Annotated in this window: 18 protein-coding genes, 1 pseudogene and 1 riboswitch; of the genes and pseudogenes, 10 read left to right on the top strand and 9 right to left on the bottom strand. The window is 62.8% G+C overall.

Going from position 1 to position 17,368, the window contains the following annotated elements:
• Positions 1 to 209: 209 nt before the first annotated feature.
• The 4 genes and pseudogenes from QEN71_RS12575 to QEN71_RS12560 form a co-directional block, all read left to right on the top strand.
• Positions 210 to 1,514 (top strand): annotated as a pseudogene (locus QEN71_RS12575) (quaternary amine ABC transporter ATP-binding protein); the annotation flags it as partial.
• On the top strand, positions 1,507 to 2,412 hold the full coding sequence (gene choW / locus QEN71_RS12570; RefSeq protein ID WP_201653574.1) for a choline ABC transporter permease subunit: 906 nt from the start codon (positions 1,507 to 1,509) through the stop codon (positions 2,410 to 2,412). The pseudogene QEN71_RS12575 and the gene choW, both read left to right, overlap by 8 nt.
• A gap of 133 nt (positions 2,413 to 2,545) precedes the next feature.
• Positions 2,546 to 3,523 (top strand): GlxA family transcriptional regulator, encoded by a 978-nt coding sequence (locus QEN71_RS12565; RefSeq protein WP_201653571.1) that lies wholly within the window; start codon positions 2,546 to 2,548, stop codon positions 3,521 to 3,523.
• 57 nt (positions 3,524 to 3,580) lie between these two features.
• Complete coding sequence (locus tag QEN71_RS12560; protein WP_201653569.1) at positions 3,581 to 4,522, top strand: choline ABC transporter substrate-binding protein; 942 nt, start codon at positions 3,581 to 3,583, stop codon at positions 4,520 to 4,522.
• Between the two features lie 639 nt (positions 4,523 to 5,161).
• Here the strand turns inward: QEN71_RS12560 and QEN71_RS12555 are convergent.
• The 3 genes from QEN71_RS12555 to QEN71_RS12545 all read right to left on the bottom strand — a co-directional run bounded on the left by QEN71_RS12555 (position 5,162) and on the right by QEN71_RS12545 (position 8,413).
• Complete coding sequence (locus QEN71_RS12555) at positions 5,162 to 6,295, bottom strand: CmpA/NrtA family ABC transporter substrate-binding protein (RefSeq protein ID WP_201653566.1); 1,134 nt, start codon at positions 6,293 to 6,295, stop codon at positions 5,162 to 5,164.
• 10 nt (positions 6,296 to 6,305) lie between these two features.
• Entirely contained in the window at positions 6,306 to 6,881 is a 576-nt protein-coding gene (locus QEN71_RS12550) for an ANTAR domain-containing response regulator (protein WP_201653564.1), read from the bottom strand.
• A 269-nt stretch (positions 6,882 to 7,150) separates the two neighbouring features.
• Positions 7,151 to 8,413 (bottom strand): cyanate transporter, encoded by a 1,263-nt coding sequence (locus tag QEN71_RS12545; RefSeq protein WP_233471973.1) that lies wholly within the window; start codon positions 8,411 to 8,413, stop codon positions 7,151 to 7,153.
• Between the two features lie 183 nt (positions 8,414 to 8,596).
• Between QEN71_RS12545 and QEN71_RS12540 the strand changes: the two genes are divergently transcribed.
• Positions 8,597 to 9,304, top strand: a complete 708-nt coding sequence (locus tag QEN71_RS12540; RefSeq protein ID WP_201653558.1) for a GntR family transcriptional regulator — start codon at positions 8,597 to 8,599, stop codon at positions 9,302 to 9,304.
• 165 nt (positions 9,305 to 9,469) lie between these two features.
• Here the strand turns inward: QEN71_RS12540 and infA are convergent, their stop codons facing one another.
• From infA to QEN71_RS12525, 3 genes are all read right to left on the bottom strand, one after another.
• Positions 9,470 to 9,733, bottom strand: a complete 264-nt coding sequence (gene infA, locus QEN71_RS12535) for a translation initiation factor IF-1 (RefSeq protein WP_028364761.1) — start codon at positions 9,731 to 9,733, stop codon at positions 9,470 to 9,472.
• 125 nt (positions 9,734 to 9,858) lie between these two features.
• Positions 9,859 to 10,143, bottom strand: a complete 285-nt coding sequence (locus QEN71_RS12530; RefSeq protein ID WP_201653555.1) for a hypothetical protein — start codon at positions 10,141 to 10,143, stop codon at positions 9,859 to 9,861.
• Positions 10,144 to 10,657: 514 nt separating this feature from the next.
• On the bottom strand, positions 10,658 to 10,876 hold the full coding sequence (locus tag QEN71_RS12525; protein ID WP_201653552.1) for a hypothetical protein: 219 nt from the start codon (positions 10,874 to 10,876) through the stop codon (positions 10,658 to 10,660).
• A gap of 179 nt (positions 10,877 to 11,055) precedes the next feature.
• On the opposite strand from QEN71_RS12525, the gene QEN71_RS12520 reads away from it, so the two are divergent.
• Positions 11,056 to 11,490 (top strand): hypothetical protein, encoded by a 435-nt coding sequence (locus tag QEN71_RS12520; RefSeq protein ID WP_201653549.1) that lies wholly within the window; start codon positions 11,056 to 11,058, stop codon positions 11,488 to 11,490.
• Here the strand turns inward: QEN71_RS12520 and QEN71_RS12515 are convergent.
• Positions 11,453 to 12,067, bottom strand: a complete 615-nt coding sequence (locus QEN71_RS12515; protein WP_201653546.1) for a histidine phosphatase family protein — start codon at positions 12,065 to 12,067, stop codon at positions 11,453 to 11,455. The two genes, QEN71_RS12520 and QEN71_RS12515, sit on opposite strands and share 38 nt — an antisense overlap.
• 28 nt (positions 12,068 to 12,095) lie before the next feature.
• A riboswitch (cobalamin riboswitch) is annotated at positions 12,096 to 12,262 on the top strand.
• A 39-nt stretch (positions 12,263 to 12,301) separates the two neighbouring features.
• Here QEN71_RS12515 and QEN71_RS12510 point away from each other — a divergent pair.
• Together QEN71_RS12510 and QEN71_RS12505 are read left to right on the top strand one after the other, a co-directional pair.
• Entirely contained in the window at positions 12,302 to 12,526 is a 225-nt protein-coding gene (locus QEN71_RS12510) for a CbtB domain-containing protein (RefSeq protein WP_201653543.1), read from the top strand.
• A gap of 21 nt (positions 12,527 to 12,547) precedes the next feature.
• The gene (locus QEN71_RS12505) at positions 12,548 to 13,315 is read left to right on the top strand and encodes a CbtA family protein (RefSeq protein ID WP_201653540.1); all 768 of its coding nucleotides are present in this window, start codon (positions 12,548 to 12,550) and stop codon (positions 13,313 to 13,315) included.
• Between the two features lie 66 nt (positions 13,316 to 13,381).
• Here QEN71_RS12505 and QEN71_RS12500 read toward each other — a convergent pair whose 3' ends face one another.
• Positions 13,382 to 14,251 carry a LysR family transcriptional regulator gene (locus QEN71_RS12500; protein WP_201653537.1) on the bottom strand — a complete coding sequence of 290 codons (870 nt, stop codon included), beginning with the start codon at positions 14,249 to 14,251 and terminating at the stop codon, positions 13,382 to 13,384.
• Between the two features lie 107 nt (positions 14,252 to 14,358).
• Between QEN71_RS12500 and QEN71_RS12495 the strand changes: the two genes are divergently transcribed.
• Together QEN71_RS12495 and QEN71_RS12490 are read left to right on the top strand one after the other, a co-directional pair.
• On the top strand, positions 14,359 to 15,309 hold the full coding sequence (locus tag QEN71_RS12495; RefSeq protein WP_201653534.1) for an AEC family transporter: 951 nt from the start codon (positions 14,359 to 14,361) through the stop codon (positions 15,307 to 15,309).
• Positions 15,310 to 15,465: 156 nt separating this feature from the next.
• On the top strand, positions 15,466 to 17,022 hold the full coding sequence (locus tag QEN71_RS12490; protein WP_201653531.1) for a methyl-accepting chemotaxis protein: 1,557 nt from the start codon (positions 15,466 to 15,468) through the stop codon (positions 17,020 to 17,022).
• Between the two features lie 52 nt (positions 17,023 to 17,074).
• Here the strand turns inward: QEN71_RS12490 and QEN71_RS12485 are convergent, their stop codons facing one another.
• Complete coding sequence (locus QEN71_RS12485) at positions 17,075 to 17,359, bottom strand: helix-turn-helix domain-containing protein (RefSeq protein WP_201653528.1); 285 nt, start codon at positions 17,357 to 17,359, stop codon at positions 17,075 to 17,077.
• Between the last annotated feature and the right edge of the window lie 9 nt (positions 17,360 to 17,368).

The raw sequence follows: 17,368 nt of genomic DNA, 5'->3' as shown, positions 1-17,368 counted from the left end.
GATACGGTTGCATCGCAGCAGATGCCGCGCGACAGGCGTGGTTCATTGCGGCGCTGACGCTGCCCTTGTTGCGCAAGCGGGGGGCGCGCATTTCATGCATCCCTCATCGGACGCCGACCTTCCAGTAAACGACACGCGCCGTGCGTCATCTCGCACTGCAGCATCCTCACAAACCCTTGCCGCACAACGCTCAGACAAGTCCGCTAACGGCCGTTCGTTTTCGCTCGTGTCGTATTTCCGCAAGCGTCTGTCGCAATTAGTCGGCTAGGCGGGGTTTTTTCTGGCAACTATGTAGTCACACATGTGCGGGCCGGCGCCTGCACCACGAGGAGATGGACTCGATGAAATCCCCAAAGGTGGTAGTCGAAGGTTTATGTAAGGTTTTCGGGCCGAACCCGAAACTGGCGCAGGACATGCTCTCGCGAGGCGCGTCGAAAGACGAGGTGTTCGCCAAAACGGGGCACGTGGTCGGCGTCCACAATGCCTCCTTCGACGTGCAGGAAGGCGAGATTTTCGTGCTGATGGGCCTGTCGGGCTCCGGCAAGTCGACACTGATCCGTCTCATCAACCGGCTCGTCGAACCGACGGCCGGCAAGGTCATTATCGACGGCCGCGATGTGGCGGCCATCAAGCGTTCCGAGTTGACGTCGCTGCGCCGCACCGACATGAGCATGGTGTTCCAGTCGTTCGCACTGATGCCGCAGCGCACGGTGCTGTCGAACGCCGCGTTCGGTCTCGAAGTGGCAGGTGTGGGCCGCAAGGATCGTGAGAAACGCGCGCTCGATGTGCTGGAGCAGGTGGGTCTCGCGACGTTCGCGGGCAAGCTGCCGGCCGAATTGTCGGGCGGCATGCAGCAGCGTGTGGGTCTCGCGCGTGCGCTCGCCGTGAACCCGTCGCTGATGATCATGGACGAAGCGTTCTCCGCGCTCGACCCGCTCAAGCGCAAGGAAATGCAGAACGTGCTGCTGGAACTGCAGAAGAACCAGCAGCGCACGATCCTGTTCGTCTCGCACGACCTCGAAGAAGCGCTGCGTATCGGCAGTCGCATCGCGATCATGGAAGGCGGCCGCGTGGTGCAGATCGGCACGCCGCAGGACATCATCGCCAATCCCGCCGACGACTACGTGCGCGCGTTCTTTGAAGGCGTCGATACGAGCCGTTATCTGACTGCGGGTGATCTGATGCAGGCGAACGGCGTGCCGCTCTTGCGCGATCTGAACCAGACGAGCGTCGCCGAATCGTTGAACGGCAGCGCCGAATACGCGTTCGTGCTCGATGCGGATCGCCGGATCCGCGGCTTCGTGACACGCGATGCGATCGGCAGCGCGACGCCTTCGCTGAAGAAGGTCGAATGCATTTCGCGCGGCGCGACGCTCGAACATGTCGTGTCGCGCGTGTGCGCGAGCACGACGGCTCTGCCCGTGGTCGACGACGAGGACCGTTACTGCGGTTCCGTCGATCAGGCCGCTGTCCTGAAGGTCATTACGCGCAATAGAGGTGCCGCCCATGTCTGAGATCATTCCACTCGGCCGTTGGGTCGACCAGTCCGTTCACTATCTGCTCGACCACGACGCGAGCACGTTCGATTCGATCGGCAAGGCGATCGAGAGCTTCGCCGCGATGATCGAGCATGGCCTGCAGGCCATTCCGATGTGGGCGCTGATGGCTTTCTTCATCCTGATCGGTTTGTGGCGCGTGGGCTGGCGATTTGGCATCTTCGCCACCGCCTCGCTATTGCTGATATGGGCGACCGGCTTCTGGGATCAAACGGTCGTTACGCTGGGCCTCACATTGTCTTCGACCATCATCAGCCTCCTGTTCGGCATTCCGCTCGGCATCTGGGCCGCGAAGAACAAGCATGTGCAGATGATCGTGCGGCCGATTCTCGACCTGATGCAGACGATGCCCGCCTTCGTCTATCTGATTCCTGCCGCGATGCTGTTCGGCCTGGGCCGCGTACCTGGCATTCTGTCGACGGTGATCTTCGCGATGCCGCCCGCTGTGCGTCTCACGAGCCTCGGCATCAAGCACGTGAACCGCGAAATCGTCGAAGCAGGGCAGGCGTTCGGCTGCACGTCGACGCAACTGCTGTTCAAGGTGCAGATCCCGAATGCGTTGCCGTCGATCATGCAGGGCGTGAACCAGACGATCATGATGGCGCTGTCGATGGTGATCATCGCGTCGATGGTCGGCGCAGGCGGCCTCGGCAACGATGTGCTCGCGAGTATTCAGCGCCTCGATATCGGGCTGGGTTTCGAAAGCGGTCTGTCCGTCGTGTTGCTCGCGATCATTCTGGACCGTATCACTGAGAGCTTCGGCCGCTCGCCCGGCGCTGCGACGGCACCGCGTTTCGCCGGACTGCGCAACGTGATGCGTGTGCGCCGCGAACAGCCGGTTGTCGCGCAAAGCTAGATCTTTGTCGCATTGAATCGCGCGCCGGGTTCCCGGCGCGTCTGCAATAGAACCAATAGTGGTCGTCCCGCGAAGGCCTTCTGGCTTTCGCGGTGGCCAAACACATTCTTCTTTATGCATCACGGAGCGCGACGTGACGTCTACCCGGGCTGAAGCGCCGTTGTCGAATCTTGCTCATGTGGGTTTTCTGACCTTACCCAGTTTTTCGATGATCGCGTTCACGAGCGCGGTCGAAGTGCTGCGAATGGCGAACTACGTATCGCGTGCGCAGCACTACCGGTGGTCCATCATCACGCACGACGGCGTGCCTGTGCGCGCGAGCAACGGTCTCACCGTCAAGCCGACGCGCACGCTCGAAGAGTCCGGCATGCCGGATGTGCTGATCGTGTGCGGCGGCACGCAGATACGCAATGCCGTCGATACGAACGTGAAGACCTTGCTCGCCGATGCGGCGTCGCAAGGCGTGCCGTTAGGCGGTATTTGCACGGGCGCTTATGCGCTGATGGCAGCGGGACTGCTCGACGGCTATCGCTGTTCGGTGCATTGGGAAGATCTCTCTTCGCTGCACAGGGAATATCCGCATGTGCGTTTCGCCGACGAACTGTTCGTGATCGATCGCGATCGTTTGACCTGCACGGGCGGCACTGCGCCGCTCGATCTGATGCTCGATCTCGTCGGTTCACGCTTTGGACAGAACCTTGCTGCGCAAGTGTCGGAGCAGTTCATTCTCGAGCGCATTCGCGGCGCGAGCGACCAGCAGCCGATCCCTGTCGATGCGCGCGTCGGTTTCTCGCGTGCCGAACTGATCGAAGTGGTGCGGCTGATGGAGGCGAATATCGAAGAGCCGTTGTCGCTCGATGAACTCGCGCGGCTCGTGCAGTTGTCGCAGCGCCATTTGCAGCGGATGTTCAAGGTGTATCTGAGCGTATCGCCGACGCACTACTACCTGTCGTTGCGTTTGCGGCGCGCGCGCGATCTGCTGCGCACGACGGACGCATCGATTGCGCGCGTGACGGCCGTGTGCGGCTTTCATTCGCCGTGTCATTTCAGCAAGGCATATCGCGCGCAATTCGGCCATGCGCCGAGTGTCGAGCGTCGCCACGCAAACTAGCGAGTCGGGCAAAGCCATCGACTGCGGCCAGAACAGAACAACCCTGAGGAGAATGTCATGAAATGCAAGCTGATGATGGCGGCCGCGCTATTGACGACGGCGGCCGCGACGGCACACGCCGCTGATCCCGCCGTGTGCCGCAACGTTCGTTTCGCCGACGTCGGCTGGACCGATATTGCGGCGACGACGGGCCTCGCGTCGACGATCTTCCAGGGCCTCGGCTACAACCCGACCAAGACGATCGCGTCCGTGCCGATCACGTTCGCGGGCATCAAGAGCAAGCAGATCGACGTGTTTCTCGGCTATTGGGCGCCGACGATGGATCCGATCATTCAGCCTTTCGTGAAGGCGGGCACGATCAAGGTGCTCGCGACGCCGAACCTGACGGGCGCGAAGTACACACTCGCTGTGCCCGATTACGTGTACAACGGCGGACTGAAGAACTTCAGCGACATCGCGAAGTATGCGGACAAACTCGACGGCAAGATCTACGGGATCGAGCCGGGCAATGACGGCAATGCGCTGATCAAGAAGATGATCGACGGCAACCAGTTCGGGCTGGGCAAGTTCAAGCTGGTGGAGTCGAGCGAGGCGGGCATGCTGGTCGAGGTGAATCGCGCGATTCGCGACAAGAAATGGATTGTGTTCCTTGGCTGGGAGCCGCATCCGATGAATGTGCAGATGAAGATTGATTATCTCGCTGGCGGCGATGATGTGTTTGGGCCTAATTATGGCGAGGCTAAAGTGTTTACGGCTACGCCGCCGGACTATGCTGCGCGGTGCCCGAATGCGGCTAAGCTGGTTTCCAATCTGCAGTTCACCACGGCCATCGAGAATCATGTGATGGTGCCTATCATGAACAAGGAAGATGCCAACAAAGCTGCGCTCGCCTGGTTGAAGGCGAATCCTCAGGCTTTGGATAAGTGGTTAGCCGGAGTGCAGACGATTGATGGCAAGGACGGCTTGCCGGCCGTTAAGGCTTATATTTCTGCGCATTAAGGTTTTTTTGTCTGCGACGCTAGTCGCCATGCTCGGTTTTTGTTTTTCTTCTTTGCTGGCGTCCGCGATTTCGTATCGGTTCTTCATGCGTTGCCCCTGTGCGGGGCGGCACCTACTTTTCTTTGCAGCGGCAAAGAAAAGTAGGCAAAAGAAAGCCGCTTCAAACCTCCGGTGCCCGCCAGGATAACGCCACGGCACACGGTGTTTGACCTGTCGCGCAGTGACGCAAACACTCCGTAGAAAGCCCGCAGTCAGGCGCGCGCGGCGCGAAAGATGACATCCACCTGGAGCACATTCGGTCAGCACGTTTTTTTGGCTTTGCCGTCGGTCTGATTGCGGCGGTATGTGCTCCAGACTGTGTGTGGGGCTTTCGCGCCGTGCGTGGTTGACTGCGGGCTTTCTACAGCGTGCGGACGTTGCTGCGCGACAGCTCAACTGCGGCATGCCACAGCGCCATCCTGGCCGGCACCGGAGGTACAAAAGCGGCTTTCTTTTGCCTACTTTTCTTTGCCGCTGCAAAGAAAAGTAGGTGCCGCCCCGCACAGGGGCAACGCGTGAAGCACCGATACGAAATCGCGGATGCCAGCCAAAACAAAAAAAGCGAAAACCCGGAATGGCGACTGCGTCGCAGACAAAACGCTAACCCCGAACAGAAAACCCCTGCAAATAACCACGATCGGCGATGCCGTTCCAAACCTGCCCATCAATCAACCGCACCGAAGGTGCACCATCAACAACGGCAACACCAACATTATCAGCAGCCAAACGATACAAATCAGTCTGATTAACTTCACACGCAATACGAGCAAAGTCATCCCGCCACTCAGCCATTCCCCACCGCGCATACTGAGCAAAAAACCAAACCCCTTCCGCAGGATGCGGAAAATTCACAGCACCGCCCGCGAAAAACTTAACAGCCGAAGCAGACCCACCAGCGATCAACCGCGAAGCGATAGAGTCAACAGACACCCCAAGAAAAGCAGCATCAGCAAGCCTGCGAGCAATCTCGCCCCGATGCTCATCGTCATCGAGCCAACGACACGCTTCAAGCATCGTCTGCACAAGCGCACGTGCGGTATTCGGATATCGCGTGACAAAATCGCGCCGACTCGCGAGTACCTTCTCGGGATGATCAGGCCACACCTCACTCGTATACGCAATCGTCCGCCCGACACCACGCTCCTGCGCAACCGCATTCCAAGGCTCTCCGGCGCATAGCCCGTCGAGTCGATCCTGCTCGAGCGCATCGACCATCTGTGGCGGCGGAATCACCACACTCTCGATATCGCGCAACGGATGCACGCCTTGGGAGGCGAGCCAGTAATACAGCCACATCGCATGCGTGCCCGTCGGAAACGTCTGCGCGAATACAGGCTTGCGGCCGAGCGTCGCCAGTGCTGCGGGCAACGTCTTGTGCTCGTCGAGCGCCGCGGCAAGCCGGTTCGATACCGTGATCGCCTGACCATTGCGATTCAGCACCATCAGCACAGCCATATCCGTCTGCGGTCCACCGAGGCCGAGTTGCACGCCATACACGAGGCCATACAGCGAATGCGCGGCATCGAGATCGCCGGATATGAGCTTGTCGCGTATCGCAGCCCACGAAGGCTGTTTCAGCAACTCGATCGTGAGGCCGTGCGCATGGCCGAATTCGAGCAGCTTCGCGGCGACGAGCGGCGCGGCATCGCTGAGCGCGACGAAGCCCAGACGCAAGTGCGTTTTCTCGAGCTTGCCCGAGTCGGCGGATGAAGAGGGGTAGGCGGTTGAGTTCATGAGCTGCACATCAATCTGGCAAGTCGGCGGCGGCGACGATCTGGCGCGCGACTTCGGCAAGCTTCACGCCCTGGTTCATCGCGCGCTTGCGCATCGTCGCGTAGGCGGCGTGTTCGGTCATCTTTTGCGAATCCATCAGCATGCGTTTCGCGCGGTCGATCAGCTTGCGCTCGGCGAGTTCGTTCTCCGCCTGCGCAAGCCGCTCGCGCAATTGCGATTCTTGTGCGAAGCGCGCAAGCGCCACTTCGAGTATCGGTGCAAGGCGCTCCGTCGCGAGTCCTTCGACGAGATACGCCGTCACGCCTGCGCCGACGGCGTCGCGTATCAGCTGCTGGTTCGCGTCGTTGCTGAACATCAGCACGGGACGCGGTGCCGTCGCGTTCATCACGGCGAGCTGTTCGAGCGTGTCGCGCGACGGCGATTCGGTGTCGATGATCACGACGTCGGGCCGTTCGCTTTCGACAGTCTCGTGCAGCGCTTGCGGCGATGCCGTCGCGGCAAGCATGTCGTAGCCGAGCCGCGCGAGCGTGTCGCGCAACTCGCCGATCGGCTTGTCGGTGTCGGTTACGAGCAATACGCGCAGCATGGATTGCCCGGCATGAGGGATTCGGAATTACGCAGATTCATTCGTCGGATTGCGGGTTCTGCCCGTCGTCCGCGAAGAGACGACGGCAGTCATTGCATGAGCACGTCTTTGCTCTGCAACTTGTATGCCATCGGCGGCAATCCGTATTACGTTGTATGCGTAACGCTCAGGCGTTCATCAAGCTGCGCGAATATTGCACCGCAGCAGTGCGAGTCGACGGCTCGTTGCACCGGATTGGCGCGAGCCGCGCGCAGTTGATACGGCGCGTTTTAACGCGCGCCGAGCCAGCGCGTGTAGCTGCGAGGAGAGAACGCGAAGGTCAGCGCGATCATCGCGGCGATGCACACCGCGAGCATGGTCCACGCAGCCGTGAAGCTGCCCGTGAGGTCGCGCAAACGGCCTGCGACGATAGGCGAAATCGCCGCGATGATAAAGCCGACGCCTTGCACGAACGCGACGAGTCGTCCGGCGATGCGGTGATCGTCTGCATGATCGAGCGATGTCACGAGCGTCAGCGAGAACGTGCCGCCGAGTCCCGCGCCCGCAATCGCGACCCACGCGAGCGGCGCGGCATCGGGCCAGGCGAGCAACCCGACGATTCCGATGAATTGCGCCGACAGCCCCGCCACGAGCCAGGGACGGCGGTCGCGGAACGACGCGGCCGCGAGCGGCAGCAACAGTGCCGACGCGGCCTGGAAAACCGTCATCGCCGCGAGCAGCGAACCGCTGTGCGCGACGCTCGCGCCACGCTGCTGATAGTAGGCGGGCAGCCACGCGACGAGCGTCGTGTAGCCGCCGTTCACGAGGCCGAAGTGCAGGCCTAACGCCCACGCGCGGCGCTTGCGCCACATCGCGACGTGCGGCGCCTGGGAAGCATGGCCGCCGACGTGAGTTGCGGCATCGCGAGACGAAGACGCAGCGCGCTGCAACGCGAGCCAGCATGCGCACGCGAGCGCGGCGGGCACGGCCCACATCGCGAGTCCCGCATGCCACGAATCGAATGCCTTCGCGACATACGGGCTGAGGCTCGCGCCGAGTCCGCCGCCGCCCATGATCGATGCCGAGAACAGGCCCATCGCAAGCGGCACGCGCGCGTGGAAACGCTGCTTCATCACGCCGGGCAGCAGCGCCTGAATGACGGCGACGCCGATCCCCGCGACGAGCGCCGTCATCAATAGCGCCGCGCCGCTCGATGCCGCGAGGCGCGCGCTGCACGCGGCGGCGATCGCCAGCAAACCCAGCGCGACGCCGCGCGTTTCGCCGCCGACGCGCGTCAGCAAACCCGCGCCGAATGCGCCGAAACCCATCGCGACGACGGGCAGGCTCGTCAGCAGCGACGCGCCCGAGAAGCTGAGGCCCGTGACCGCGCGGATCGTCGCCATGAGCGGACTGATGGACGTAAGCAGCGGCCGCAGGTTGATGCCGATTACGACGATCACCGCCAGCCAGAGTCCGTCCTTCCACGTCAATGCCGCGGATGTCGTGGTGCGCGCGAGGCGCGAAGAAGTATCGATGCCGGGAGTCCGGTTCACGGGAATACCTTGCGAGTGAGCCTGAATGGTTAACCATAATAACTTAAAATGGTTAACCATTTTAGTTCGATCTGCTATGCCGGAGATGTGCTCGCCGACGCTTGCGCAAGATGCAGTGGAACGCAACGGCCGCTAAAATACGGCCGCCTGCATCGATCTCACTCGCGATTTCACCCGTCAAACATGGCCACACGCCCGACCACACCGCCGCCCGCCGCAGACGAAGACAACGTCGAGGACCGCATTTACGCGTCGATCACCACGGCGCTGCTCGAAGGGCGCTTGCGGCCGGGCGCGCAGCTCGTCGAACGCGATCTCGCGGCGGCGTTCGCCTGCACGCGCGGCGCGCTGCGCAAGGTGCTCGCGCGGCTCGGTTACGAAGGCAAGCTCGTGCTGGAAGCGAATCGCGGCGCGTTCGTGCCGTCGCCGTCGGAAGAGAATGTGCGGGAGGTGTATCGCGCGCGGCAGATCGTGGAGGCGGGTATCGTCACGGCGCTGTGCGGCGCGCTGTCGACGCAGGACAGACGCGCGCTGAAAGCGCATGTCGCCAGCGAGAAGAAGGCGCTGAAAAGCGGGCGCGTCGACGAGCAGGTGCGGCTCGCCGGGCATTTTCATGTGCTGCTGACGCAGATCGCGGGCGGCGCGGAGTTGCAGGGTTTCGTCGCGCAGCTGGTCGCGAAGACGGAGCTGTACAAGGCGCTATACGATCCCTCGAAAGGCACGACGTGCTCCGCCGACGAACACGCGCATCTGATCGAAGCGCTCGACGCCGGCGATCTGAACGCCGCGCTCGACGCAATGCGCACGCATCTCGCGGAACTGGAGGAGCGTGTCGTCACGCGCATGCAGGCAGGTGCAAGCGACGATCTGGGCGTGGTGTTTCGGGGATGAGGAAGTGAGGCGGGCGGCATGCGTTGCACATGCCGCATCGATTGCTGTGTACTGCGTGGTCGACGGCGCAAATGCGCGACGGCCTTTTGTGCGTCGATTCGTTCCCGCGTCCCGCCCGATTGATCGCGAGACGCCTGCTGCTTCTGGCTACTGCTTGCCGCTACGTCAGCGGCGGCGCATCGGCGCGCTGCGCGGGCCGCTGCTGCGTTCGTCCTTGTGACGGAAGTTGATACGCCCCTTGGTCAGGTCGTAGACCGACAGTTCGAGCGTGACGCGGTCGCCCGCGAGGATACGGATGTGATTCTTGCGCATGCGGCCCGATGCGTACGCACCCACGACGACGCCGTTGTCGAGCGTCACGCGGTAGCGGCTGTCGGGCAGTACTTCGTCGACGATGCCGTCCAGTTCAATGAGTTCTTCTTTCGCCATGCACTACTCCTGGTCGATGAGGGAAGGGTGCCGCGCGCGGCGCGCAGCGTGTCTTGCGCGGCAGCGCGAACGCTGCTGCGGCGATACGGTTGATACGTGAAACGCGCCTTTCGCGGCGCGTCCGATCAGAGATCGGAAACGGTTTGCCCGTCCACCCGGCCGTCGATCACTTGCGACGCATGCTCGATGCAAGCCATGCGCGCCTTGCCCGCGCCTTCGAACGGACGGAAGTACGCGAAGCGGAACACACGGCCGTCGGCGGAAGGATTCTGGCCGACACGGCAGATGCGCACCGACGCGTCGTAACCGCTGTCGATCGAATTGCGGTGGGTCACGCCGCTCGCTGTGCGTCGCGGATAAACGAGCGGATGGATTTCGTAGCCCTTGTACGTCTTGACGCCTTGAGTCATATGCAAATTCCTGTCATGCGTGCCGCCGGTGCGCGCGTCACACAGGCGCGGCGAATGGGCAGCAGGCGGCGCAGCACCGTAGGGCGCACCGCAATGAAAAAGTTTGGCGCGAGCCAGATACGTAGGCTCGAACACGGCCGCGAACAACGCGGAACGGATGGAGAAATACGCTGATGCCGCACAGGCACCGAACGTAGCAAGTGTCACCCGGTCGGGTTCAAGCGCGCAGCGCGTGGCCGAAGTGACGACGACCGCCGGGTTGCCGCTGCATGCTATTGCGCGGTAACGGGACGGTTGGGGTGTAACGCGATCAGTGCAACGCGGTGAAAACGAACTACGCGAAAGACGTGGACGCGTTGCGGTTAAGAGAATGCCGGAGGATGCTGGCAGAACGCTGCGTTCGACATATTATGCCCTAAAAACAGGCCCTTGTGTAGCACAAACTTTCGCGCGGCTGCGTCCGTGAAGCATGCCGCGCCCGAAGATAGCGACAGAGCGCAAGGGCTTTGCGGGCTTACTCCGTCGTCTGCGTCAAGCGTTTTTGCAACTCGCGCGAGGCGGCGAGCGGAATGCGCGCGTCGTCCCATTGCGCGAGCCATTCGATTTCCTTCGACGTGAAAATCTGGCCGTGATTGCGCAGCGCGTATTGCAGCGAATCGATGATGTGATTGCGAATGATCTCGGGCGTGCGTGCATCGTCGAGCACGGAGCGAAACGCTTCGAGCGTAGCCATCGGTTGCCTCTTGTCGGTGAACGCTTGTGAAAGACCTGACTCTTATCGCACATCAAAATGCGCGCTGCCACGCGGTCAAAATTCACGCGGCTTCACTTCACGGTGACTGGGTATGCGCTTTGCACTGCGCAGCGTTGCCATCGACGATGCGCGCCGTTCCCAGCAATACGAGGCACTTCATGAAACTCAGAACGATTGCACCGCTCGCGCTGTGGACTGTCGCGCAACTGTCGATTGCCGCGACGGGCGATGCGTTTTGCGGCGTGCTGTCGGGCGCGGGGGTATCGGCTGAAGCGGCCGAATCGGCTGAGTCGCGGGCAACGGCTGCATCGGGCACGCAGGCCGCGAAGGGCTTTGCGTTGCGGGACGGCGAACCCGTCGATTTCATCGCGGGCGGCAAGACCGTGCGCGGCACGCTGCATGTGACGATGGATGGCGGCGTCTATCGCGCGTACTGGCAGGCGCAGGGCCGCCCCGAACGCTACGTGTTGGCGAATGCGGGCACGGACGCCGTGCGCCTGATCGCCATGCCGACGCAAGGCACGCCTGCCACGGACGGCATGCCGGGTACGACACTCAATCCGCAGCAGGTGCTGTCGTGTCCGTCGTTGTGAGTCCCGTATGACGATGAGGCGCGGGCCACCATGTCCAGCCGCGCTCGTTGTGCCGCAGTTCGACGATGGCCAGCGGCGGCACTTCGATCCGCGCGAACGTTGCTGGCGGCGTCTGCAATATATGCATCAGGGCCGCGCGGATCACGCTTGCATGTGTGACGGCGATCACGTTGCCGCGTTGTTCGAACGCATCGAGCCAGCCGCCGACACGCAGCTTCAGCGCATCGAACGATTCGCCGCCATGCGGCGCGGCGGATGGATCGCGCGTCCATGTGGCGAGCGCGTCGGGCTCTTCGTCGGCGAGTTCGAGCAGACGGCGGCCTCGCCAGCGTCCGTAATCCGCGTCGGCGAGCGCGGGCTCTGCATGCGCCGCGAATCCGAGCGCGTGAGCCGTTTCGCGCGCGCACGGAGCGGGGCTGCTCAGCGCAAGATCCGCGTTCAGCCGATCCGCATTCGCCACCCGGAAAGCCGCGGCTTCTTCGATAGCATGTGCATCGAGCGGATCGTCGGCGGGAAACGCGCCTTTGCGCTGCGCGGCCGTCGCCGGATGGCTGATCAACAACAGACGTGTGCGCATCGGCGGCTCTATGTGTGGACAGTGGAGAAAGTCGGGAGCGTGTCGCAGTTTAGCGCGTAGAATAGACGCCACTCGAAGCGCGGAAGCCGGTGCAAGCCCGGCGCGGTCGCGCCACTGTAATCGGCAGTCAATGCGTACGCAAACATGCAGGACACCAGCCGGAAGCCAGACCCAAGCTTCGACTTCCCTCATCAATCGACTATCGGGGCGCGTTACCCCCAGGAGATGTCCGTCATGAATGACACCGCTCTCGACCACGCCGGTCAGACCGATCAACCCGCCATCACGCCGATTCCGCTTCGCGAACTGCTGCCCTGGATCATCTTCGGCGGTCTGCTGATGCTGCTCGCGCTGTACTTTGTCGGCGCCGAAGAAGGCGCGACGTCGCTGATTCCCGGCATGTACGTGCATGAATTCGTGCACGACGGCCGCCACCTGCTCGGCTTTCCTTGCCACTGATCGCGTAAGGGAGTCATCACCATGGTTGGTAAGTTGTTGATGCGAGGCATGCTCGCAGGCATCGTCGCGGGCTTGCTCACGTTCGCGTTCGCGCGCGTCGCGGGCGAACCGCTCGTCGATACGGCCATCTCGTTCGAAGAAAACATGCACGCAGCGCACGATCACGGCGACGCGGGCGGCCACGATCATGACGAAGAAATCGTCAGCCGCGGCACGCAGGCGGGTCTTGGGCTGCTCACGGGCGTCGTTGCGTATGGCATGGCGTTCGGCGGGCTGTTCGCGCTGACTTTCGCGTATCTGCACGGACGCGTCGGCAAGCTCGGCGCGCGCGCGTTGTCCGCGTGGCTCGCGCTCGGCGCTTATGTCGCCGTCGTGCTCGTGCCGACCATCAAGTATCCGGCGAATCCGCCTTCAGTCGGCGATCCCGATACGATCGGCATGCGCACCGGGCTGTTCTTCCTGATGATCGTCACGTCGCTCGTCGTGGCTGTGTTCTCGATGAAAGTGCGCAAGCACCTGATGTCGCGCCTTGGCTTGTGGAACGCGTCGATCATTGGCGGCATCGTGTTCGTCGCGATCATCGCCGCGATCCAGATCGCGCTGCCGACGGTCAACGAAGTGCCCGAAGCGTTCCCGGCCGTCGTGCTGTGGAAGTTCCGCATGACGGCGCTCGGCATGCAGGCGATCATGTGGGCCGTCATCGGTCTGCTGTTCGGCGCGCTGATCGAACGCAGCGAGCGCATCGCGCGCGCATCGAACGCGGCGGCGCGCAAGTCGGCTTATCTGTAACGCTTATCTGTAACGCTTCTGTCCCGCGCCTGCGCGTCATTGCGCGGGCGCGCGTGTCTTTACTTTTCAGTTCGCCATTTCCAGAAACCGCGCCAGACAAGGATTGCGGTTCGACGGCGACCACACGAGCAACTGCGAAATCGTCGGCGCGTTCGCCAGCGGCCTGAACACGACGCCCGCCAGCTGCGCCTTGCTCATCGACTTCGGCACGAGCGCGATGCCGACGCCTTCATCGACGAGACTCAACACCGTCTGCTGCAACTGCACTTCGAAGCGCACTTCGGGCGTGAAACCGCCTTGTGCGCAATGATCGACGATGGTCGCGCGCAGACTCGGCGACACGGCTTCCGATGCCATCACGAACGGCTCATGCGCGAGTTGCGCGATGTTCAACTGGCGCGCGCGGGCGAGGGCGTGATCGCGTGACAGCGCGACGCACAGCGGCTCCGTGAAGATCGCGCGCGTGTCGAGGCTCTCGCTCGGCGCGCCCGGAAACATGATCGCGGCGTCGATCTGTCCGCTCAGCACTTGCGACGCCAGATCGTTCGATACGACTTCGCGCAGATTCAGCGTCACGTCGGGATACGCGTCGCCATAGGCGCGTGCGTAGGCGGGCAGCACGCTGTACGCGGCGCACATCGTGAAGCCGATGTTCAGCTGCCCGCTGTCGCCGACGGACGCGGCGCGTGCATTCTTCGCCGCCTGTTCGATCGACGCGAGGATCGCTTTCGCGTCGTCGTAGAAGCGCTCGCCGGCTGCTGTGAGCGTGACGCTGCGCGGACTGCGCTCGATCAACGTCACGCCCAGCGACGCCTCCAACGCAGCCAGTTGCCGGCTCAGCGGCGGCTGCGACAGGTTCAGGCGCGCGGCGGCGCGGCCGAAATGCCGGGTTTCGGCGAGCGTGACGAAGTAGCGAAGCGGCTTGACGTCGAGCATGATGCAAAAAAGGTATCGTCGAAGGCTGAATTCCGCATTGGATTGTATAGATAGAAACACTTACGCTGGCGCGTCTTCACTATCTTTGTCTTGGTTGTCGCGATCCCATGCTGTCCACGCTCGAAATCCTGTTGCCCGTCTTCGCGCTGATCTTCGCGGGCTTCTTTTGCCGCCGTCGCAATCTGCTCGGCCCGACGGCCGCTTCTGAACTGAACCGCTTCGTCGTGTGGCTCGCGTTGCCTGCGCTGCTGTTCGACACGATGGCCCATTCGACCTGGCAGCAGCTCGACCAGCCGGCCTTCATCATCACCTTTTCGATTGCCTGCGCAGGCGTGTTCGTGGCAGTGCTGCTCGTTCGGGTCGCGAGCGGCCGACATCTCGCCGATGCGAGCGTCGATGCGATCGCCGCGTCGTATCCGAACACGGGCTACATCGGCTTTCCGCTCGGCCTGCTCGCGTTCGGCAAGGCGAGTCTCACGCCGACTACCATCGCGACGATTCTGGTCGCCTGCGTGCTGTTCGCGCTCGCGATCGTGCTGATCGAAATCGGCTTGCAGACGGAGCGCACGCCACACAAGCTCGGCGCGAAGGTGGTGTGGCGGCTGTTGAAGAATCCGCTGATCGCGTCGCCGATCCTCGGCGTGCTGGCGGCGAGCGTGCACGTCACGTTGCCGCAAAGCGCGGAGACCTTCCTGAAGCTGCTGAGCGGCGCCGCGAGCCCTTGCGCGCTGGTGAGCCTCGGCCTTTTTCTGGCGGAAAAGCGCCCGGTCAAGGACGAGGGCAGCGAGTCGCTCACGTCGTTTGTGCTGACAGCCATCAAGCTGATTGCACAGCCGACGCTCGCGTGGTGGGTAGCGGCGCATGTGTTCGCGCTGCCCGCGCCAACCGTCGACATGGCCGTGCTCCTCGCCGCGCTGCCGACGGGCACGGGTCCTTACATGCTCGCCGAGTTCTATCGGCGCGAGGCACAGATCACGTCGCAGACCATTCTGCTGTCGACGCTCGGCTCGCTCGTGACGCTGTCGTTGCTGCTGTTCTACATGCACGCGCCGGGGTAGCGGGCGCCTGCCGATCCGTTGTCGCGGTCTCGCAACGCGTTTCCAAATGAGCAGTGGTCTGCTCATTTTTTTCGTCTTACACTCGACGTTAGTTCCATATAAGGATATATGTTTTATATATGGAACAAAAACAAGCCATGAGTGAGACCAGACAACATGAAGAAGTTGACCATCAACGCGCGGATCGCGACGACGATCGCGTTTCTCGGCGTGCTGCTGATCGCGACAGGCGCGCTCGGCATTTTCGGTATGGCCGAGAGCAACCGCGCGCAGCGTAACGCGTATGAGGTCAACTTCACGTCGGTGGTGGCGTTGGGCCGCTCGGGCACGGCGATGTCGCGGGCGCGATTCGGCCTCGACTGGGCGATGAGCAATCCGCATTCGCCGCAACTCGGCGAACAACTGAATCGCGCAAAACGTCTGCTCGGCGATTCCGACAAGGCGTGGGCCGCGTTCCGCGCGCTGCCGAAGACGCCCGAACTGCAACGGCTCACCGACGATCTCGACGCCAAACGCACGGCCGTCTTGCGCGACGGCATCGACCAGCTGATTCAGGCGATCGGCAGCGGCGACACGAGCTGGATGGACGAGAGCCGCGCGAATCATCTGATCGGCCTCTATTCGGCGATGAACGCGAGCCAGGGCGCGCTTGAGAAATATCTCGACGATGCCGCACAGGAGGCCGCCGATCGTTCTACCGCCACCTTTAAAACGCTGCTGACCGCGTGCGTCGCGAGCATTGTCGTCGGGCTGGGCGTCGCGTTTCTGAGCTGGCGCGCGCTGCGCCGCGCGATCATGTCGCCGATGCGCGATGCGCTCGGGCAGTTCGATGCGATTGCGTCGGGCGAATTGCGCACGCGCGTCGAGATCCGTTCCGAAGACGAGATGGGGACGCTGCTGCATGGCCTCGCGTCGATGCAGGACAAGCTCGGCGCGACGATCACGACGGTGCGCAAAGGCTCGGACTCGATCGCGGCGGCGACGCAGCAGATCGCGGCGGGCAATCTCGATCTGTCGCAGCGCACGGAAGAGCAGGCGGCGTCGCTCGAACAGACGGCGGCCGCGATGGACGAACTGACGTCGACGGTTCAGCTGAACGCCGAGAACGCGCAGCACGCCAGCCGGCTTGCCGAAGACGCATCGTCGATGACGGCACGCGGACGCGAAGCCGTCGGCACTCTGGTCGAGACGATGCATGCGATCGACGCGGGTTCGTCGAAGATGACGGGCATCATCACGGCGATCGAAGGGATCGCGTTTCAGACCAATATCCTTGCGCTCAACGCAGCCGTCGAGGCGGCGCGCGCGGGCGAGGAAGGGCGTGGCTTTGCGGTCGTCGCGGGCGAAGTGCGCAGCCTGGCTCAGCGTTCGGCGGCGGCGGCGAAGGAAATCGGCGTGCTGATCGCGGATTCGACGGCGCGCGTCGCGCACGGCGCGCAGATCGCGACGGGCGCGGGCGACACGATCCGCGAGATCGAGGCGTCGATTTCGCGCGTCGCGAAGATTGTCGGCGAGATCGCGACGGCGTCGCAGCAGCAGAGCGACGGCATCAAGGAAGTGGGCCTCGCCGTCACGCAGATGGATGAGGTGACGCAGCAGAACGCGGCGCTGGTGGAGGAGAACGCGGCGACGGCGGCTTCGCTCGCGGATGAGGCGAAGCGGTTGAGCGAGTTGACGGCGGCGTTCAGGGTGGAGGGGGAGGTGGCGGCGTAGTGCGTACGCCTGCGCCGCGGATAGTCACGTGAGTGATTCGCGGCGCGAAGTCTTACGCGGCAAGCTCAAACTTGAATTTCTTTCCGAGGGCCGCGGCCGCGCTTGCTAATGTCGTCAGCGTCAGACTGGTGTCGTTCTCGTCGAGCAGGCGATTCAGCGCTGCACGGCTCGTCTTCATCTTTGCGGCCAGGCTGGTCTTCGTCAGATGCTGGGCCTTCATTTCCTGCTCGATCTGCCAGGCAATCACGCGCTTCATAGCTGTTGCAGTGACTTCTTCGAGCATCGCCTCTTCGGCGAGGAAATCATCGAAGTCGCCGCCAATATGCTTGTTTGCCATGATGGATTC

Source organism: Paraburkholderia sabiae, assembly GCF_030412785.1.
Taxonomy (GTDB): Bacteria; Pseudomonadota; Gammaproteobacteria; order Burkholderiales; family Burkholderiaceae; genus Paraburkholderia; species Paraburkholderia sabiae.
This window is presented reverse-complemented; position numbering and strand designations above follow the sequence as displayed.